The sequence below is a fragment of the Cyanobium sp. LEGE 06113 genome (assembly GCF_015207615.1).
Genome location: NZ_JADEWM010000010.1, coordinates 39,217 through 56,635, shown reverse-complemented (window position 1 = coordinate 56,635; position 17,419 = coordinate 39,217). Strand labels below are relative to the sequence as shown.

The window sequence follows — 17,419 nt, the reverse complement described above, 5'->3', positions numbered from 1 at the left end:
GCGACTCCAGGGTGCGGAGCAGACTCGGAGCTACGGCCTGCCCCCCTTGTGAACGCCATGACAGCCCCCCCGGCCCTGCGGATCGGCAATGGTTACGACATCCATCGCCTGGTGCCGGGTCGGCCCCTGATCCTGGGGGGCCAGAGGCTCGCCCATCCCGAGGGCCTGGGTCTTGACGGCCACAGTGACGCCGATGTGCTCGTGCACGCCATCATGGATGCCCTGCTCGGGGCCCTCTCCCTTGGCGACATCGGCCAGCATTTCCCGCCGGAGGACGCCCGCTGGAAGGGGGCCGACAGCCTGGTGCTGCTGGAGCAGGTGATGGCCCTGGTGAGGGAACGCGGCTGGCGGATCGTGAATCTCGACAGTGTGGTGGTGGCGGAACGCCCGAAACTCAAGCCCCACATCGCGGCCATGCGCGCCGCCATCGCCGCTCGACTCGGCCTCGATGACGACCAGGTGGGCGTCAAGGCCACCACCAATGAGCGGCTCGGGGCCGAGGGCCGCGAGGAGGGCATCTCCTGCCACGCCGTGGCCCTGCTGCAACGACCGTGACCGCACCCCGCAAGCCAGTGCCGCGAGACGACCTGCCTAGGCTCACCGGCCCGCCGAGGCCATTGCGACGGCTGCTGCTGGTGCTGCTGCTGGCCGCACTGCTCGGCGGGATCAGTTCACCCGCTGCGGCCCGGGCCCCCATGAGCACCTCCTCCCCCACCACCACAGCCGAGACCGGCGTTGTGGAACTGCTGCGGCTGGGGGTGAAGGCCCAGCACCGCGAGGCCTGGCTGCAGGCCGAAGCGGCCAGCTGGGGGCCCTGGCTGAAGCAGCAGGAGGGCTTCCTGGGGCGGCAGCTGTTCTGGGATCCTGAGCGGCAGGAGGGCACCCTGCTGATCCGCTGGGCCAGCCTGGAGCAGTGGAAGGCGATCCCGATGGCTGAAGTGGGCGAGGTGCAGGAGCGCTTTGAGCGGCTGGCCCGTGAGCTCACCAGCAGCGACACCGGCAGCGAGGCTGCCAATCCCTTTCCGCTGCTCTATGCCGCTGAGCTTCAGCCGCAGCCCCAGCTGGAACGACAGCCCGGTCTCCAGCGCGACGTCCCAGCCGATGACTGAGGCCCTCTCATGCGCCCTCAGCGAGGCCGACGACTGCTGGATCTGATGGAGATGGTGTGGATCAAGCCCTGACAGCACCCCGGCCATGAACGAACCCACGCCCGCCCTGGACCACCGCCTCGACCTGCAGCGCCGCCAGCGTCTCGGCATGGTGGAAGCGGTGTGGGGTGAGCACAAGAGCGCCGAGCAGATCGCCGCCATTGCCTCCAAGCTCTGGGATGCCGGCGAGGTGCTGCTGGTGACCAGGGTGTCGCCGCAGAAGGGCGAAGCCGTGGCCGCCCTGCTGGAGACGCCGGCCCTGCGCTATCACTCCGAGGCCCGCTGCCTCACCTTCGCGACGCCGGCATCCTCGGAGCCAGGCGCATCCCCGCAGCCGGGGGAGGCCTTTGCCGGCGCCGCTACCGCCCGGGTGGCTGTGCTCGGGGCCGGCAGCAGTGATCTGGGCGTGGCCAGCGAAGCGCTCCTGGCCCTGCAGTGCCATGGGGTGGGGGCCGAGCTGGTGCTGGATGTGGGCGTGGCGGGACTGCACCGCCTGCTGGATCAGCTGCCGCTGCTGCGATCGATGGACGTGCTGATCGCCTGCGCCGGTATGGAGGGGGCCCTGCCGACCGTGCTGGCCGGCCTGTTGCCCCAGCCCGTGATCGGCGTTCCCGTGGCGGTGGGTTACGGCGTCAGCGCGGGCGGCATGGCGGCCCTGCACGGCATGTTGGCCAGCTGTGCCCCGGGGCTCACGGTGGTGAATGTGGACAACGGCTACGGGGCGGCGATGGCCGCCCTGCGCATCCTCAGAGGTGCTGGAGCTGGGGGTAGGCCGTGAGCAGCTCCTCGGTGCTGAACACGTCTCCGGTGCCATCGGGCTGCCAGATCACTTCAATCGCCAGCAGATCGGAACTGGCCACCCCGCCGAGCACCTGCAGTGACTGACGCAGTTCTTCAGCCGTGGAGGCTCCCTTGATGGTGAGGCGTTGGCGCGAGGCCACCAGCAGGGTCACGGCGATGAAATCGTTGCCGGCATCGCTGTCACCAGCGGCGGAAGCGGCGCCTGCAGAGCGGCGGCCCGCCACGTTGGTGGTGAGCTCGGCATCGAGCTTGCTGCGCTCCGCCATGGAGAGGCGGTTGAAGGTGGACTCGGCGCTGGCAAAGGGCACCTGGCCCACTTCCGCGTTGGCATAGACCCAGAGGTCTGGATGACGCAGCAGGGAGAGGGTGGTTTCCTGCAGCACGGTCTGCAGCCCACTGGTGGATCCGGTGTCGGCGCGGCCAGCCAGGGCGCGCAGGTCGTTCTGGAGATCGCGGGCCGAGGCCAGCAGGCCCACCTGCAGCTGACTGATCGTGACCGGGCCATCCACCCGGGGGGCGTAGCCGGAACCGCCCGGCAGGGAGGGGCTGCCGCCGCCGACCCCGCGCAGGGCATTGGCGATCAGGCCCACCACGGCCATCAGGATCAGGAAGCCGAACAGGCCGCCACCGCCGAAACCGAAGATCGGAATCAGGAAGGGGAAGCCGATGCCGCCACCCCGCATGCCACCACCGCCGCGCATGCCGCCACCGAAGCCGCCGCCGCCGCCGCCGCGGGGCAGGGAGGGGGCGGCGCGGAAGCTGCCGCCGCCGATGCGGCCGCCCCGGGCCGCCATTGAGGGTTCAGGCGCCCAGAGCAACAGCGTGATCACCAGGGCGGGCAGGGCCAGCAGGCTCACCGTGCGACGCCACCAGCTGCGGCGCCAGCGTGGCTGGCCAGAGAGGGCCTGGGTGGGCTTGGGGGAGTTGGAAAGCGGCAACAGGGCCGGTGCGAGTGGGAAAAATCTAGGAACCACCTCCCACGATGGTGACCACCTCCAGCACATCGGATTCCACCACCTGCTGCTGAGCCCAGTGCTGACGCGGCAGGATCGTGCCGTTGAATTCCACCACCACGAGCTGGGGGCGGTAGCCCAGCTGGGGCAGCAGCTGCTCGAGGCTCTGGTCCGCGGGGCACTGGCGGGCTTCACCGTTCAGCTGAATCGTGATGGCGGCGCCGGGATCCTCTAGGGGCATGGTGATCGCCTGGCCCCCCATGGGCCTCAGGGCTCTGAAGCTAGGGGACTCCACGCCCCTGGCTCAACTGGGCCGACCCAGGCCAGTGAGCAGGGCACGGCTGGCGGCGGCGGGGTCGGCGGCCTCCGTGATCGCCCGCACCACCGCGATCCGCTCGGCGCCCACCCGCTGCAGCTGGGGGATCGTCTCCAGGCCCAGGCCACCGATGGCGAAGAAGGGAATCGGGCAGGCCGCCGCGGCCTGGCGCACGTACTCGAGCCCCACCGGGGCCCGGCCCGGCTTGGTGGGGGTGGCCTGCACCGGCCCCACGCCCACGTAGTCGCAGCCATCCCGCAGGGCCTGCTGGAGCTGGGGCAGGGCGTGGGTGCTGCGGCCGATCAGCCGCCCCTCCCCCAGCAGTCGCCGTGCCACGGCGGGCGGCAGGTCGTCCTGGCCCAGGTGCACCCCATCGGCATCCACCGCCAGGGCAAGATCAATGCGGTCGTTCACCAGGAACAGGGCGCCATGGTCGGAGCAGAGGCGCCGCAGGGCGCGGGCCTGCTCCAACCGCTGCCCGTCGCTGAGCGGGGCACCATCGGGGCCAGGGCTGCCGGGCTTGGCCCGGTACTGCACCAGCCGCACGCCGCCGTCGAGGGCGGCGGCCACCATCGCCTCCAGCTCGGGCATGGGGCTGGTCACCAGATAGAGGTGGCAGCGGGCCAGGAGCTGGCGGCGGCGGGCCCCATCGCGGCTGCCCTGCAGCAGGGCCACCTCCAGGTCGTAGAGGCCGTAGCGGATGGCCGCGGCGGCCGCGGCCAGGGGGGGATCACTGCTGCGGCCAAACTCCTCCAGCACCCGCAGGGCCTCCTGCACCCGGGCGGCATTGGCGGCCACCACCTGGGCGGGCTGGCGGCGCTCCGCCTGGGCGGGGTGGCCGAGGCCGGCGCCGGAGTCGCTGGCGGTGTGGCGGGCCAGCTTGTAGGCGTCGCGGTGCAGCCGCCCCAGCGTCTGGCGCATGTCCTTGGTGCGGCTCACCAGGTCGGCGCGCTCCAGAGCGAAGCGGGCCCAGTCCTCCAGCACCCGCAGGCCTTCGCGGGCCCGATCGAGATTGGCGTCGATCAGGCGCCGCACCGCCAGGTCATCGGCAGACTCCTGGGCTGCGCAGGCGTCCTGGGGCTGCTCCTGGGCACTGCTGGGGCCTGGGTGGGGATCGGGAAGGGCCATGGGGCGGCGGCGTGGTGAAATCAGCACAACCGGCTGAAGTTGGGCCGGTCAGGCCTGTCTAGGTTGGAGGTTCTGATCGGGTCGACTGGCCCAACCCGAGGCCCCGATGGATCAAGGCGGTTCGGACAGCCCGATGCTGGTGCTCGTGTCAGGGATTCTGCTGCTGGGCGGCATCGCCGCCTTCATGGGCTGGGGCCTGACCCACGCCTACCCCGGCGGCTAACAGGCTGCGGGCGGCCGCGGCATCGCGGCCGATCTGAGCACAGAGCGCGGCCAGGTCGGCGAAGCGCTCCTGGCTGCGCAGCAGGGCCACGGGCTCCACCCGCAGCTCGAGCCCGCCCAGCTGCAGGTCCTGATCGAGCAGGTGCACCTCCACGGCTGAGCTGGCCTGGGGGTCCACGGTGGGCTGGGGTCCGAGGTTCATCACGGCGGGCAGCCAGCGGCCGTCTGGCGTGGGCTGGCCCTCCAGCTGGCCATTGAGCTGAACCCGGGCGGCATAGACGCCCTCCTTGGGCAGGAACTTGCGCCCGTCCACCCGCAGATTGGCGGTGGGCCAGCCCAGACCCCGCCCCAGCCCCTTGCCAGTTACCACCTGGCCGCTGAAGCGGTAGGGCCGCTGCAGCAACCGCTCCGCCTCGGCGAGATCGCCGGCGGCGAGGGCCCGGCGGATCCGGCTGCTGCTGAGCCGATCGCCGCCGTCACTGAGCATCGGCAGCACCGTCACCGTGAGACCCCGGGCCGACCCCAGGGCCATCAGGGTGTCGGTGTCGCCCTGGCGGCCCACCCCGAAGCGGAAGTTGCTGCCCACGGCGATGCGGCGGGCATCCAGCTGCCCCACCAGCACCTGGTCCACGAAGGCCTCCGGGTCGAGGGCGGCGAGGCGGCGATCAAAGGGCACCAGCACCAGCTGGTGGATGCCCAGGGGACCGAGCAGCTCGAGCTTCTCCGAGGGCAGATCGAGCCGCAGGCGCGTGTCGCCATGCAGCACCTCGCGGGGATGGGGCCAGAAACTCACCACCGTGGGCACCAGGGCCGGCACGGCGGCGTCGGAGCGGCCCTCGCCAGCCACGGCCGCGATCACGCGCCGATGGCCCCGATGCAGACCATCGAAGCTGCCAAGGGCAATGGCGGTGGGGCGCTGGGCCTCCTGGGGGGTTCGCAGCGGTATCAACGCGACAGATCCCAACGCCGGGGCAGGCCGCCCAGATCCTCCCATGGCACCTTTGGGGGGGAATTTCAGTGCACCCATGGCTGACCGCCTCGATCTGCAGCAGATGTCCGCCGCTCTGCGGCGTGTGGGCTGGGTACGGTTCTGGACCCAGCTGGTGCTCGCCGTGGTGGTGGTGGGGGTGCTGGTGTTCAACAACATCGGCGGACGGCTTGCCGCCGACTCCTCCCGCGCCCTGGGGCTGGGCCCGGGAATCTCCCTCACCACGCTCTCGTTTCTGCTGCTGCTCGGCTGCCTGTGGCAGAGCTGGCTGGTGGTGCGCTGCGGCCGGGCCCTGGCCAGCCCGGTGCGGCCCAGCCGCGGCGAGACCGGCCGGCTGGTGAAACGCGGCCTGCTGATCGATCTGTCCGGCCTGACACTGGCTGCCGTGGGCTACCAGGCCATGGCCGGCAGCCTGTTCGTGCAGGCCTCCCAGCAGGTGCCGGGCTTCTTCGGGGCGCAGGTGCAGGGTCAGGCCGGACGAGGCGGCCGTCTGATCGGCCTGCCGATCACCTCGATCGAAATGTTCTCGGTGCTGGGCAACACCCAGGTGCTGTTCGCTCACCTGATCGGCCTGGGGATCAGCCTCTGGCTGCTGCAGCGGATTTACAGGCCCACCTGAAGCTGGTCATCCCGGGGAAGATCCAGCTGGGGCAGGTCCAGCGTGGCGCCGCGCCAGAACAGCTCCGGCTGCAGCGGTGACAGGGACACCCCGCCGCCGTGAACGTGGGCCACATCCACGGGCCAGTCGGCGGGTCCCGCCACTTTCGCCTCCAGGTCGTTGGCCACCTCCCCCGCCAGCCAGTAGTAGGTGCGGCCGCGGGGGTCGACGCGGCGGTCGAACTGGTCGGTGTAGCGACGCACCGCTGTGCGGCACCAGCGGAGGGGCCCCAGGCTCTCCGCCGGCAGCGGAGGCACATTCAGATTGAGCAGCATGCTGGCGGGCCAGCCTTCGGCCAGCATCGTCTCGGCCACATCGAGGGCGATGGCGGCGGCGGGCACGAACTGGCGCCACTGGAAATCGGCGCTGCTCCCCGCCAGCGAGGGCAGGCCCTCGATCGTGCCCTCCATGGCCGCACTCACCGTGCCGGAATAGAGCACATCGGTGCCGAGGTTGGGGCCGTGGTTGATGCCGGAGAGCACCAGATCCGGCCAGCTCTCCAGCAGGGAGAACAGGCCCAGCTTGACGCAGTCGCTGGGGGTGCCGCTGCAGGCCCAGGCGGTCACGCCGTCGTCGAACAGCTCATCGGCCCGTTCGGCCCGGATGGGGGTCTGGAGGGTGAGGCCATGGCCGGTGGCGGAGCGCTCCTGGTCGGGGCACACCACCGTGACCTCATGGCCGCGGGCCACAGCCGCGTTGGCCAGGGTGCGGATGCCATCCGCAAAGACCCCGTCGTCGTTGCTGATCAGGATCCTCAGGGGGGTCATCGGCGCACGTCGGGGCTGCTCCGTACAGTCTCCACCTTGCCCATCGAGCCTGCGAACGCCGTGAGCGCCGCCTCCTCCGCCACCTCCAGCTCCAGCGCCGGCTCGGCCTCCGGCGCCGGCTCAGGCCCTGCCGCGGTCAGCCTGGAGCAGCTCAACGGCCAGCTGGAAGCCCTGGAGGCGGAGGCCGCCGCCGCCATCGGCGCCGCCACCAGCGCCAGTGACCTGGAGGATCTGCGGGTGGGCCTGCTGGGCAAGAAAGGCAAGCTCTCCGCCGTGCTCGGGGCCATGGGCCGCCTGCCCGGGGCCGAACGTCCCCTGGTGGGCCAGCGGGCCAACGTGCTCAAGGAACAGCTTCAGGGCCTGCTGGCCCAGCGGCTGGGGGCCGTCAAGGCCGCGGCCATGGCCGAGCGCATCGCCAGGGAAAGCCTCGATGTCACGGCCCCGTGCAGCTACGTGCCGCCCGGCCATCGCCACCCGCTGATCAGCACGATCGAGGAAATCGTGGACGTCTTCTCCGGCCTCGGCTACCGGGTGTCGGAGGGCCCCGAGATCGAGAGCGATTACTACAACTTCACCGCCCTCAACATCCCCGAGCATCACCCCGCCCGGGACATGCAGGACACCTTCTACCTCCAGGACGGCCGCCTGCTGCGCACCCACACCTCGCCGGTGCAGATCCGCCATCTGGAGACCAACCCGCCGCCGGTGCGGGTGATCGCCCCGGGCCGCGTCTACCGCCGCGATGCGGTGGATGCCACCCACTCACCGGTGTTCCACCAGGTGGAGGTGCTGGCCATCGACGAGGGGCTCGACTTCAGCCACCTGCGCGGCACGGTGACGGCCTTCCTGCAGCGCTTTTTCGGCGACCTGCCGGTGCGCTTCCGGGCCAGCTACTTCCCGTTCACCGAGCCGAGCGCCGAGGTGGATGTGCAGTGGCGGGGCCGCTGGCTGGAGGTGATGGGCTGCGGCATGGTGGATCCGGCCGTGCTCACGGGCATGGGCCTTGATCCGGAGCGCTGGAGTGGCTTTGCGGCCGGCCTCGGCGTGGAGCGCTTCTGCATGGTGCGCCACGGGATTGACGACATCCGCCGGCTCTACACCAGTGATCTGCGTTTCCTGGAGCAGTTCTGATCACCAGCGGCTCCGCGCCGGCCGTCAGGCTCAGCGCCCATAAACTCAGGCAGCCCCCTGCCCACCGATCGGTGCCCCGAGTCGGACTGATCGTCAATGACGGCAAACACCTGGCCGTGAAGACGGCGGATGCCATCGAAGCGCGTCTGACGGCCAGCGGTCGCGAGGTGCTGCGGGTGAGCAGCTCCGGCGGCATGGTGGGCTTCGCCAATCCCGACCAGCAGATGCGCGCCAAGGGCTACGCGGCGTGCGTGCCGGCCAGTTTCAGCGAGGAACTGGAGCTGGCGATCGTGCTGGGCGGCGACGGCACGGTGCTCTCGGCCTCCCGCCAGACCGCACCGATCGGTGTGCCCATCCTCACGATCAACACCGGCCACCTGGGCTTCCTGGCCGAGGCCTATCTGCACCAGCTGGACGAGGTGCTCGAACAGGTGATCGCCGGCAGCTGGACGGTGGAGGAGCGCACCCTTCAGGTGGTGAGCGTGCTGCGCAGCGAGCAGCGGCGCTGGGAGGTGCTCTGCCTTAACGAGATGGCCCTGCACCGCGAGCCGCTCACCTCGATGTGCCACTTCGAGATCGCCATCGGCCGCCACGCCCCGGTGGACATCGCCGCCGACGGCGTGATCCTCTCCACCCCCACAGGCTCCACGGCCTACGCCCTCTCGGCCGGCGGCCCGGTGATCACGCCGGACTGCCCGGTGCTGCAACTCACGCCGATCGCCCCTCACTCGCTGGCCTCGCGGGCGCTGGTGTTCAGCGACCGGGAACCGGTGACGATCTTCCCGGCCACCCCCGAGCGGCTGATGATGGTGGTGGACGGCAGCGCCGGCTGTTACATCTGGCCGGAAGACCGGGTGCTGATCCGGCGCAGCGAGCATGCGGCCCGCTTCGTGCGCCTCAATGACCACGAGTTCTTCCAGGTGCTGCGCAACAAGCTGGGCTGGGGGCTGCCCCACGTGGCCAAGCCCGGCAACGAGCTCGAGCCCCTCTCCGGCGACGAGCCGATGGCCAGCCGCGAAGCTCGGCCATGACTCCGGCCAGCGTCTGGCTGCTGGGGGCTGAGGCGCAAGCGCTGGGACCGCGGCTGCAGGCCTCGGGCTACGCCCTCTGGCAGCCGCAGAGCTCCGGCAGCGCCGGGCCCGATGTGGTGGTGCTCACGGCCTCCCAGGCGGAGAGGATCCCGGCGTTGCGGCAACGGTTCGGCGCCACCCCCCTGCTGCTCAACATCGGCGAGGACACGGTGGAGGCCCGCGCCCACTGCCTCAGTGCCGGCGCCGACGACTTCTGGCTGTCCAGCCTCGGCCCGAGCGATCTGCTGATGCGCCTGCGGCTGCAGCTCAGCCTGCGCCAGAGCCTGGTGGTGCCCACCCAGCTGCTGCAGGTGGCCGACCTGACCCTCAACCCCAGCACCCGCGACGTGCGGCGCGGCCGGCGCCATGTGGCCCTCACGGCGCGGGAATACGCCCTGCTGGTGCTGCTGCTGGAGCGGCGAGGCACTGTGGTGAGCCGCGAACAGATCCTGCGCCAGGTATGGGACGACAACCAGGCCACCAGCAGCAACGTGATCGAGGTGTATGTGCGCTACCTGCGCCAGAAGCTGGAGGAGGGCGGTGCCAGGCGGTTGATCCACACCGTGCGCGGCCAGGGCTATTGCCTCAGCGAGCGGCAGCCGCCTGCGGGAGGGGTCTGATGGGGCTGGCGCGGCGGAGGGGTGTGTCGCGGCTTGTGGGCGGTGCCGGGCTGCTGGCCCTGATCGGGCTCGCGGCGGCGGATCTGGCCTCCAGCCAGCCAACCCTGGCCCAGCCGGCGGAACCACCCCAGAACCTGCCCCTGGAAGCCCGCTGGTGCCTGGAGGGCGAGCGCTGCATCCTGCTGGAGGTGGCCGAAGAACCCCAGGAACAGGCCCTCGGCCTGCAGTTGCGGCCACCATTGCCCCCCCTGCGCGGCATGTGGTTTCCCTTCCCGCAGCCCACGCCGGCCCGGTTCTGGATGCACCGCACCCCCGAGCCGCTCGACATGCTGTTCGTGGCCGGCGGCAAGGTGGTGGCCCTGGAAGCGGCCGCCAGCCCCTGCCCGCGCTTGCCCTGCCCCAGCTACGGCCCGGGCGTGCCCGTGGACGGGGTGCTGGAACTGGCGGGAGGTCAGGCGGCGGCCTTAGGCATCCGGGTGGGCACAGCGGTGCGGATCGAGCCCTTCAGGGCCGCTCACCCCTGAGCACCAGCACCGGATTCAGCGGCGCCAGGCGGGTACCCGCCGCCAGCGGCGCCCCTCGCCAGCTCTGGTGCTGAGCCACCGTCACGGCCAGGCCGGCCCGCTCCAGCAGGGGGCGCAGCTCAGCCAGGGCTTCCAGGGTGGCCAGGGGGATCACCACCACACCGCCCGGCCGCAGACGCGGCAGCAGCGCCTGCAGGATCGCCGCACGGTCGCTGCCACCGCCGCCGAGGAGCACCCGATCCGGATCGGGCAGCTGGCTGAACACCGCCGGCGCCCGGCCCTCCAGCACGGTCTGGGGCTGCACCCCCAGGCGCTCGGCGTTCGCCCGGATCAGGGCGGCGGACCCACCCCTGGCCTCCACCGCCCAGAGCTGCAGCTGCGGCCGCAGCCGCAGGGCCTCCAGGCCGATGGAGCCCACCCCGGCGCCGATGTCCCAGAGCAGCCCCGCTGCCGGCAGATTCAGATCGCCCAGCAGTTGGATCCGCACCTCCCGCTTGGTCATCAGGCCGGGGCGATCGGCATGTTGCAGGAAGATCCCATCCGGCAGGCCGAACAGGGGCAAGGTGGCCGGATCGGGGGGCGGCGGTGGTTCAGCAATCAGCAGCACCAGGTGCAGGGGATCCAGGTCTGCCGGTAGGGGAGTGGTGGGAGCCAGCCGCTGCACCCGCTCCTGGGGGTGGCCCAGCCGCTCGCATAGCCACACGGCGTAGGACGCCTCCAGGCCGGAGGCACGCAGCATCCGGCGCACCTCCTCGGCACCGCCCCGGCCGGGGTCAGTGAGCACCGCCAGGGCGGCGGGCCGCTTCTGCAGCGCCGCCGCCAGGGGTTGGGGGTCCCGGCCGTGGAGGCTGATCCAGCTGGCGTCCTGCCAGGGACGGCCGAGGCGGGCGAAGGCCAGCTGCAGGGAGCTGGGGGCGGGCTGAAACCGAAGCTGGTCGGGGCTGAAGTGCTGCAGCAGCAGCCGGCCGATGCCGAACCAGAGCGGATCGCCGCTGGCCAGCAGCACGGCCGGCCGGCCGGCTGCCAGGGCCTGCTCCAGAGGCCCATGGATCAGCTCCGGTCTGTCGCTGGCCAGGAGTTCAGGGCCTTCCGCTCCCGCTGGGATCCGGCCAGCCGCCTGCTCCTGCTGCCACCAGGGGGCCAGGTCGGCCAGCAGCCGCGCCGGGGCCAGCACCAGCCGAGCCCTCCGCAGAAGAGCCAGGCTACTGGGGGCCAAGCCGACCACACCGGCGGCGTCGGTGCCGATCACCTCCAGCACGCCGCGCTGCGTCGCGGCCGGCTCGCGGCCCTCGGTTGCTACGAGCTCGCTGCCCAGGGTGTCCTTTGCCATTGGAACCATGATGCTGAACCAACCAGGGCTCGTTGTGACCGTGCCGGCGCTGCCCGCGCTCCCGGATGTCGCCGGTGGAGCACCTGGCCACCAGGCTCGATAGAGAGGGTGGCCGGCTCAGCGGAAATCTCCTGGACACACGATCAGCGCCGCCGTTCCCGCCAGATCTCCTGCACAAACGGGTCGGCGACGCCGTAGAGGCCGTGGCCCAGCCGCATCAGCACGTTATCGGCGAGGAGTTCGTTCACCACCGGCTGAATCTCCTCCACCCGCACCTCCCGGCAAATCGCTTCGCCATAGGCCGCAGCGGCCTCCGCTGAGAACAGGCCCTTGGCAGGGCCCACATCCATGCCCACCCGATCGAAGATCGCCGTGGCCAGCCCGCCGAGCTGTTCCACCTTCTGCAACTCCAGGTCAGCGGCAGTGCCGCGGAGGGTGGCGGCAATCACCGGCAACAGCTGATCAGGCTCCAGACCAGAGCTGCTGCTGCTGGCCTGGAGTTGGCCCAGGGCCCGCAGAAACTCTTCGGGGCGGTGGCCCAGGGTCTGGAAGGCCTCCCAGGCGATCGCTTCCGACGGCAGCAGCTTCCCGTCTTCCGCTCGCAGGCGCTGCAGCACATGGCGCACATACTCCAGATCCAGTACGGGGTAAGGCAGCGAGGTGGCACCGGCGAACGCCTAGTTCCGCCTTGCCGTGAGCTCGCCCACCAGGGCCCTGTGGGAGCCGGTGCCGAGAAACAGGAAGTGCCCCAGGGCTGATTCAAAGTGTGTCACAGGCGGCCTGGTCGGGGCTGTCAGCATGGGTTGAGGTCAGCGGAATCGCGCTCTTCCTGTGCCCGAAACCGCTCTTCCCGCCACTGATCTCGACCTGATCAGCTTTCTCAAGGCGATTCCGGACGCGCGGATGCGGCGCGGGATCCGTATTCCGGCCTGGTATCTGCTGCTGGTGGCGTTGCTGGGAATCCTGAGCCGTTGCCAGAGCCTGCGGGATCTGGAGCGCTTTGCCATTCGCCACCACAGCGTGCTGTGCGAGGCACTGGGCATCGAACTCAGGCGTCCGCCCTCCGATTCCGCCTTCCGCTACTTCTTTCGCCAGGTGGACGTGGCGGCTCTCTGCGCTGCGATCCGCGACTGGACAATCGCCCAGATCCCAGGTGGTGCAGCCGATCTCGATCAGCTGATCTGTGACGGCAAGACGCTGAGGGGCTCGATCGAGCCCACGCCCGGTGGCGGCTCGGCATTCATTGCCCAGGTGACGCTCTACTCCGCCGCCCTGGGTGTGGCGATCAGCCAGGCCTGCTACGCCACCGGCGAGAACCATGAGCGGGCGGTCCTCAAACAGCTGCTCGGTGAGATGGATCTGGACGGTGTACTGATCCAAGCGGATGCACTCCATACCCAAAGCCCGTTTTTCAACTCCTCCAGGAGCAGGGGGCCGACTTCCTGCTGACCGTCAAAGCCAACCAGCGCACCCTGCACCGCCAGATTGCCAGCCAGTTCCAGGGAAAGCGCGCGATCCCTTTTGTGGCAACGGATCATGAGATCAGCCACGGTCGCGACATCACCTGGACGCTGCGGGCAAAGGAGGCACCGCAGCACATCCGCGAGAGCTGGGCGGGCACCAGCTGGATTGTGGAGATGACCGCTACCGGCACCAGAGAAGGCAAGCCGTTTCAGGCCATCCACCTGTTTCTCACCAGCCTGCGCACCACCCCAGAAGCCCTGCTGCAACTGGTGCGAGATCGCTGGAGCATTGAGGGCTGGCACTGGATCCGTGACACCCAGCTCCATGAGGATGCCCACCGCTACCGCGGCAATGGCGCTGGGGTGATGGCCACGCTGCGTACGGCAGCGCTCAACCTGTTGCGGCTGGCTGGGTTTCGGTCAATCCGCGCTGGGATGCAGGCCGTGATGCACGACATCAGGGCGCTGATGGCAATGGCGATGCGTCAGCCAGAGCCCAACCCCTGCTGACACTTTGAATCAGCCCTGGGAAGTGCCCCGTCGTACCGGGTCTGGGATTGATGGCGTCTCGGGCGGCTTTGAGGGCCAGCAACATCTGATGGCCCCTTTCGGTGGTGATGGCCTGCTGCACCTCGTCCACGATCAGCACCACATCACCTTTGGCCTGGTCCACCACTTCGGTGAGGGCCTGGGCCAGCGTCGCTCCGCCCGGTTCGCCCAGCTGCTCCAACTGAAAACCGAAGCGAAAGCCCTTCCCAGCGAGATCCAGCACCCTGAGCCGGCTCAACCTGGCCAGCGGCGTCGAGGCTGGTGTCAGCCAAGGATTTGAGGGATTTACGCCAGTCTCTTAATTATGGCTGAGCCATAAATTCCCATAAGCTGCCGCCGGGCCGCGCCCAGATCGACAACTGGTGGCGGTCGGTCGTTGATCGAAGTGCCTTGATGCCGGCTTGTCGCCGCCTCTCGAACGCGAACTGCGAACCCTGGCCCTAGTGCACTCCGCCATCACCCTCCATGCCCTGGTTGAGCAGCAAGACACCAGCCATCTCTGACACGCAGGGGCCACTTCCCTATCTCAACTCCCGCAGCGACAGATCATCGAGGGCCTGATCCGGGGATGTAGGTAATATCTGTTGCCCAGACCTGATCTGGAGCCGTGACAGCTCTGACATCAACCAGGCAGGGAAAGCGCTCTGATGGTTCGCCCGGCACCGTGGTGCGAGGCTTCTGGTAGATCGCCCGTAATCCCATGCGCCGCATGAGGTTTCGGATACGGTCACGGCTGATCGGGATACTGTCTCTGGCCAGATACTGCACCATCCGACGGCTACCGGCGGTGGGATCCTCCAGGTAGAACGCATCGATCCTGGCCATGATCCGTAGCGTGGATTCACGCACCGGGACCGGCTGGTAATACAGCGAGGATCGAGGCAGGCCCAGTAGCTCACATTGACGGCTGACCGTGAGCTCGGGGTGGTCATGATCGACCAGTTTGCGCAGTTCACGAGCATCAGAGCAGTTGAGACTTTTTTCAGCCACTCCAGCTCCATCTGGAGCTTGCCAATCTGCTGGAACAGCTCAGCCTGCTTGGCCTGGCTCTCGTCCTTGGCCTGCGTCTTCTTGCCCCGGGTGAACAGGTCGCTGGTGCCCTCCAGGAGCTGCTTCTTTCATTGGCTCACCTCGATCGGGTGCACCGCGTGGTCAGCGGCAATCTCCTGGAGCGACTTGCGACCACTGATCGCCTCCATGGCGACCCTGGCTTTGAACTCGGGGCTGTGGGTTCGGCGTTTGCTCAACTCCTTCGGAGAAGGCTTCGCCAACGGTGGGAACGCCTTTCAGGGGCGGTGCCCCGCCTCAAAGGTTAACGATGGGCCCTGTCCAGAAAACCAGACCACCTCAGGGCACTAGCGCAGGCAAGTGGCCGGCGCCACAATGCGCGCTCGGCTTTAACGAATTGTTAGGCGCATTTGCGTTTACGCCTGAGCTTAAACACACCAGCTATTTCCACTTCCTCCCAGTCGGTCAATATGCCAATCAGCACGATTCCTCCGATTGCTACTGTAAGACCAACGACGCTACTGCTGACAGGCAAAGCGGATGCTCCCATGAAGCCTAAGAGGGTTGCAGGTAGACTCACTCCGCCAGTAAAAGTGAGTAAAGGAATAGCAGCGATAACGATACCGATAGCCAGCGGACCAGCTTTGCGAAGCAATTTTATTGCGCGGAGTTGCTTGACGAGCTTTTGATTCTCTATCACGATCTCGTCGGCGCTGCTGCTGAGTGCAGACTTCAGTTCATTTTTGTTGCGAACAGTCACTGTGACCATGAGTTCCCCTAATGCTTGATCTAAGAGTCTAATGCCAAGATCAGCGGCGGGCCGAAGCGGTGGGAGCCATTCCTTCGCTCTTTTGCCCGCCGCTGATCTTGATGTTTGGTGATCCATTAGCGGGAGAGCACTTTAGCATGGAATGCTATAAATATTCCCGCGGCTGCTACGAATGATTATTGCGTTTGGAGTTTGGCGATAAGTTGCCCAAGTTGTTCGCCGCTCCTTCGGTTCGGTGATCAGCATCTTTCCGCATTCACGCGAGGATACATCACCACACTCATGAGATGCCCCAACCTTTTCGACCTGAATTTGTTTGCCATCACTTCGATAAGATATTGTAAACGAGGATAAACTTCCAGCGAATTCACAATCCTCAATGCGGGCGTGAAGGCACATCTTTGCCAGTAGCGCTGGGCGAATGCAGGCTGCTGAAGATATGACACGGAAAGCAGCGCTCCTGCTAGACAATTAGCAAAATGGATCCTTTTCATCATCCTCATTCTATTGTTGGGTTTCCGCTTAGGTGTGCTTTCTCACCAGGTCATTCAGCGATCTGCAGCCGCTGGACCGACTGACGGGGCGTGATGCCTCCTAGGGCCATGTGGCACCTGCGACCGTTATAGATCCCCAAATACCGGCTCAGCCACTGGTTGCGCTCCTCGGAGGTCTGGAAGGACATTCCGTAGGCCCATTCCTCCAGCAGGGTGCGGATGAATCGCTCCGACTTGCCATTGGTGGGGGTGTGTACGGCCTGGTGCGGATTGGCTTGAGATCCAGGGCCGGGCAGGCTTTTCGCCACTCGCCGGATCGGAAGGCCGAACCGTTCTCCGAGAGGATCCGCTTGCAGGTGATGCCCTGATCGGAGAACCAGCCCACTGCTCGGGCCAGGAAGCCCACGGTGGTGGCCTTCTTCTCGTCTGGGAGCACCTCGACGTAGGCCAGCCGGGTGGCGTCATCAATGGCCACGTGGACCTTCTCATAGCCGGCACCACGGGAGGAGCCCAGCCGCCGATCGCCGGTGATTCGGTGCCCCACCTGGCGGAACGGCGCCAGCTTTTTGGTGTCGACGTGGATCATCTCGCCGGGCCGCTGCCACTGGTAGCGGCGCACCGGTGGCCTGGGCTCCAGGTTCCGGAGACGGCCCAGGCCGAGCGCCTTGAGCACCCTGCCCACGGTAGAGAGGGGCGCCTGCAGCGAACGGGCGATGCGGCGCAGGGTGCAGCGCTGGTGCCGTAGGTCCACCGCGTGCTGCAGTCGCTGCGGATCGAGCGTCCGCCGTTGGCTGCGGCGAACGCTCCGTCGATCCGCCAGTGCCGCTGGACCTCCTTCACGGAACCGGCCCAGCCACTTGTAGGCGGTGCGCAGGCTGATTCCCGCAGCGGCAGCATGGGCCTTGAGCGGCACGCCCTCATCGAGGTGCCGACGAATCAGGCGTTGTCGACTGATCAGTGTCAGTCACGCATTGGGGTGGCTATGCATGGGAGGTGAGGTCTTGGGACGGGCGGTGACACCCCGACCCTGGCGACCTCACACCCCCTTGTCAGCTGAACAGCCTGGTGGGACTACACACCCCGCGCCAGAGCGCGGCGGTCATTGGCGAACTGCTGGATCCAGCAGTTGTCAGCCTCCGGCATGGCCCCCGGGGTAAAGAAGCCAGGACTCTCGGATTCAGGCTCCCCACTGGCGTGGGGCGCGATGATGGCCAACTGAGCTTTCACCGCCCCGGCATGAGCGACCGCCGCCAGCGCATCCACGAGCTGGTGCTCACCCTGCTGGCCCAGCAGCAGGACCTGGAACTGCTCAGTGGCGACAGCACAGCCCTGCCCAGCGGTGATCCCGGCAACTGGATCGAGCGCAACCGGCGCGTCGTGCAGCGCTACCAGGCCCTGGTGCGCTCCGCCGTCACCCTCGATGCCCTGATCGACCAGGAAGACACCGGCCATCTCTGACAAGCTGGCCCCACTTCCCTCC

At 68.3% G+C, this 17,419-nt stretch carries 24 protein-coding genes; 12 read left to right on the top strand and 12 right to left on the bottom strand.

Annotated features, from left to right (window positions below):
- Nucleotides 1–57 precede the first annotated feature (57 nt).
- From ispF to larB, 3 genes are all read left to right on the top strand, one after another.
- A complete protein-coding gene (gene ispF / locus IQ220_RS14210) occupies nt 58–555 on the top strand; it encodes a 2-C-methyl-D-erythritol 2,4-cyclodiphosphate synthase (RefSeq protein ID WP_186699029.1) in 498 nt (165 codons plus the stop codon).
- Entirely contained in the window at nt 552–1,109 is a 558-nt protein-coding gene (locus IQ220_RS14205; RefSeq protein ID WP_370566499.1) for a TIGR03792 family protein, read from the top strand. The genes ispF and IQ220_RS14205 overlap by 4 nt, the downstream gene beginning before the upstream one ends.
- Nucleotides 1,110–1,194: 85 nt before the next feature.
- On the top strand, nt 1,195–1,926 hold the full coding sequence (gene larB, locus IQ220_RS14200) for a nickel pincer cofactor biosynthesis protein LarB (protein ID WP_193915967.1): 732 nt from the start codon (nt 1,195–1,197) through the stop codon (nt 1,924–1,926).
- Here the strand turns inward: larB and IQ220_RS14195 are convergent.
- From IQ220_RS14195 to IQ220_RS14180, 4 genes are all read right to left on the bottom strand, one after another.
- Nucleotides 1,895–2,806, bottom strand: coding sequence for a DUF1517 domain-containing protein (locus IQ220_RS14195; RefSeq protein WP_370566503.1), 912 nt, complete (start codon nt 2,804–2,806; stop codon nt 1,895–1,897). The two genes, larB and IQ220_RS14195, sit on opposite strands and share 32 nt — an antisense overlap.
- Before the next feature lie 106 nt (nt 2,807–2,912).
- A complete protein-coding gene (gene thiS / locus IQ220_RS14190; protein ID WP_186699023.1) occupies nt 2,913–3,143 on the bottom strand; it encodes a sulfur carrier protein ThiS in 231 nt (76 codons plus the stop codon).
- Between the two features lie 63 nt (nt 3,144–3,206).
- Entirely contained in the window at nt 3,207–4,373 is a 1,167-nt protein-coding gene (locus IQ220_RS14185) for a thiamine phosphate synthase (protein WP_370566498.1), read from the bottom strand.
- Between the two features lie 121 nt (nt 4,374–4,494).
- On the bottom strand, nt 4,495–5,517 hold the full coding sequence (locus IQ220_RS14180) for a bifunctional riboflavin kinase/FAD synthetase (RefSeq protein ID WP_193915949.1): 1,023 nt from the start codon (nt 5,515–5,517) through the stop codon (nt 4,495–4,497).
- Between the two features lie 76 nt (nt 5,518–5,593).
- Here IQ220_RS14180 and IQ220_RS14175 point away from each other — a divergent pair, with 76 nt between their 5' ends.
- The gene (locus IQ220_RS14175; RefSeq protein WP_193915946.1) at nt 5,594–6,175 is read left to right on the top strand and encodes a DUF3611 family protein; all 582 of its coding nucleotides are present in this window, start codon (nt 5,594–5,596) and stop codon (nt 6,173–6,175) included.
- Here IQ220_RS14175 and surE read toward each other — a convergent pair.
- A complete protein-coding gene (surE, locus tag IQ220_RS14170) occupies nt 6,160–6,981 on the bottom strand; it encodes a 5'/3'-nucleotidase SurE (protein WP_193915943.1) in 822 nt (273 codons plus the stop codon). The two genes, IQ220_RS14175 and surE, sit on opposite strands and share 16 nt — an antisense overlap.
- Nucleotides 6,982–7,122: 141 nt before the next feature.
- Between surE and pheS the strand changes: the two genes are divergently transcribed.
- The 4 genes from pheS (at nt 7,123) to IQ220_RS14150 (ending at nt 10,326) form a co-directional block, all read left to right on the top strand.
- Entirely contained in the window at nt 7,123–8,112 is a 990-nt protein-coding gene (gene pheS / locus IQ220_RS14165) for a phenylalanine--tRNA ligase subunit alpha (RefSeq protein ID WP_228009268.1), read from the top strand.
- A gap of 71 nt (nt 8,113–8,183) precedes the next feature.
- Nucleotides 8,184–9,143: an NAD(+) kinase gene (locus tag IQ220_RS14160; protein WP_193915936.1), complete on the top strand. Its 960-nt coding sequence runs from the start codon at nt 8,184–8,186 to the stop codon at nt 9,141–9,143.
- Nucleotides 9,140–9,802, top strand: coding sequence for a winged helix family transcriptional regulator (locus IQ220_RS14155; protein WP_193915933.1), 663 nt, complete (start codon nt 9,140–9,142; stop codon nt 9,800–9,802). The genes IQ220_RS14160 and IQ220_RS14155 overlap by 4 nt, the downstream gene beginning before the upstream one ends.
- A 23-nt stretch (nt 9,803–9,825) precedes the next feature.
- Nucleotides 9,826–10,326 carry a DUF192 domain-containing protein gene (locus IQ220_RS14150; RefSeq protein WP_370566497.1) on the top strand — a complete coding sequence of 167 codons (501 nt, stop codon included), beginning with the start codon at nt 9,826–9,828 and terminating at the stop codon, nt 10,324–10,326.
- Here the strand turns inward: IQ220_RS14150 and cbiE are convergent.
- The gene (gene cbiE, locus IQ220_RS14145; RefSeq protein WP_370566502.1) at nt 10,307–11,584 is read right to left on the bottom strand and encodes a precorrin-6y C5,15-methyltransferase (decarboxylating) subunit CbiE; all 1,278 of its coding nucleotides are present in this window, start codon (nt 11,582–11,584) and stop codon (nt 10,307–10,309) included. The two genes, IQ220_RS14150 and cbiE, sit on opposite strands and share 20 nt — an antisense overlap.
- 215 nt (nt 11,585–11,799) lie before the next feature.
- Entirely contained in the window at nt 11,800–12,282 is a 483-nt protein-coding gene (locus IQ220_RS14140) for a hypothetical protein (RefSeq protein ID WP_193915927.1), read from the bottom strand.
- Nucleotides 12,283–12,487: 205 nt separating this feature from the next.
- Between IQ220_RS14140 and IQ220_RS16155 the strand changes: the two genes are divergently transcribed.
- From IQ220_RS16155 to IQ220_RS14125, 3 genes are all read left to right on the top strand, one after another.
- Nucleotides 12,488–13,105, top strand: a complete 618-nt coding sequence (locus tag IQ220_RS16155; RefSeq protein WP_193913090.1) for an ISAs1 family transposase — start codon at nt 12,488–12,490, stop codon at nt 13,103–13,105.
- Complete coding sequence (locus IQ220_RS16150) at nt 13,099–13,629, top strand: ISAs1 family transposase (protein ID WP_193913207.1); 531 nt, start codon at nt 13,099–13,101, stop codon at nt 13,627–13,629. Before IQ220_RS16155 ends, IQ220_RS16150 begins: the two co-directional genes overlap by 7 nt.
- A gap of 88 nt (nt 13,630–13,717) precedes the next feature.
- Entirely contained in the window at nt 13,718–13,948 is a 231-nt protein-coding gene (locus IQ220_RS14125) for a hypothetical protein (protein ID WP_193915924.1), read from the top strand.
- Nucleotides 13,949–14,214: 266 nt separating this feature from the next.
- On the opposite strand, the gene IQ220_RS16620 is transcribed toward IQ220_RS14125, so the two are convergent.
- From IQ220_RS16620 to IQ220_RS14110, 5 genes are all read right to left on the bottom strand, one after another.
- Complete coding sequence (locus IQ220_RS16620) at nt 14,215–14,658, bottom strand: IS3 family transposase (RefSeq protein WP_370566496.1); 444 nt, start codon at nt 14,656–14,658, stop codon at nt 14,215–14,217.
- A 128-nt stretch (nt 14,659–14,786) separates the two neighbouring features.
- Complete coding sequence (locus IQ220_RS15910) at nt 14,787–14,915, bottom strand: transposase (RefSeq protein WP_228009254.1); 129 nt, start codon at nt 14,913–14,915, stop codon at nt 14,787–14,789.
- Between the two features lie 161 nt (nt 14,916–15,076).
- Nucleotides 15,077–15,436, bottom strand: a complete 360-nt coding sequence (locus tag IQ220_RS14115; RefSeq protein ID WP_193915921.1) for a hypothetical protein — start codon at nt 15,434–15,436, stop codon at nt 15,077–15,079.
- 553 nt (nt 15,437–15,989) lie between these two features.
- Nucleotides 15,990–16,127 carry a hypothetical protein gene (locus IQ220_RS15905; RefSeq protein WP_255510989.1) on the bottom strand — a complete coding sequence of 46 codons (138 nt, stop codon included), beginning with the start codon at nt 16,125–16,127 and terminating at the stop codon, nt 15,990–15,992.
- Nucleotides 16,088–16,852, bottom strand: a complete 765-nt coding sequence (locus tag IQ220_RS14110) for a DDE-type integrase/transposase/recombinase (protein WP_370566495.1) — start codon at nt 16,850–16,852, stop codon at nt 16,088–16,090. The genes IQ220_RS15905 and IQ220_RS14110 overlap by 40 nt, the downstream gene beginning before the upstream one ends.
- Before the next feature lie 323 nt (nt 16,853–17,175).
- Between IQ220_RS14110 and IQ220_RS14105 the strand changes: the two genes are divergently transcribed.
- On the top strand, nt 17,176–17,397 hold the full coding sequence (locus IQ220_RS14105; RefSeq protein WP_186699004.1) for a hypothetical protein: 222 nt from the start codon (nt 17,176–17,178) through the stop codon (nt 17,395–17,397).
- The last annotated feature ends 22 nt before the right edge of the window (nt 17,398–17,419 follow it).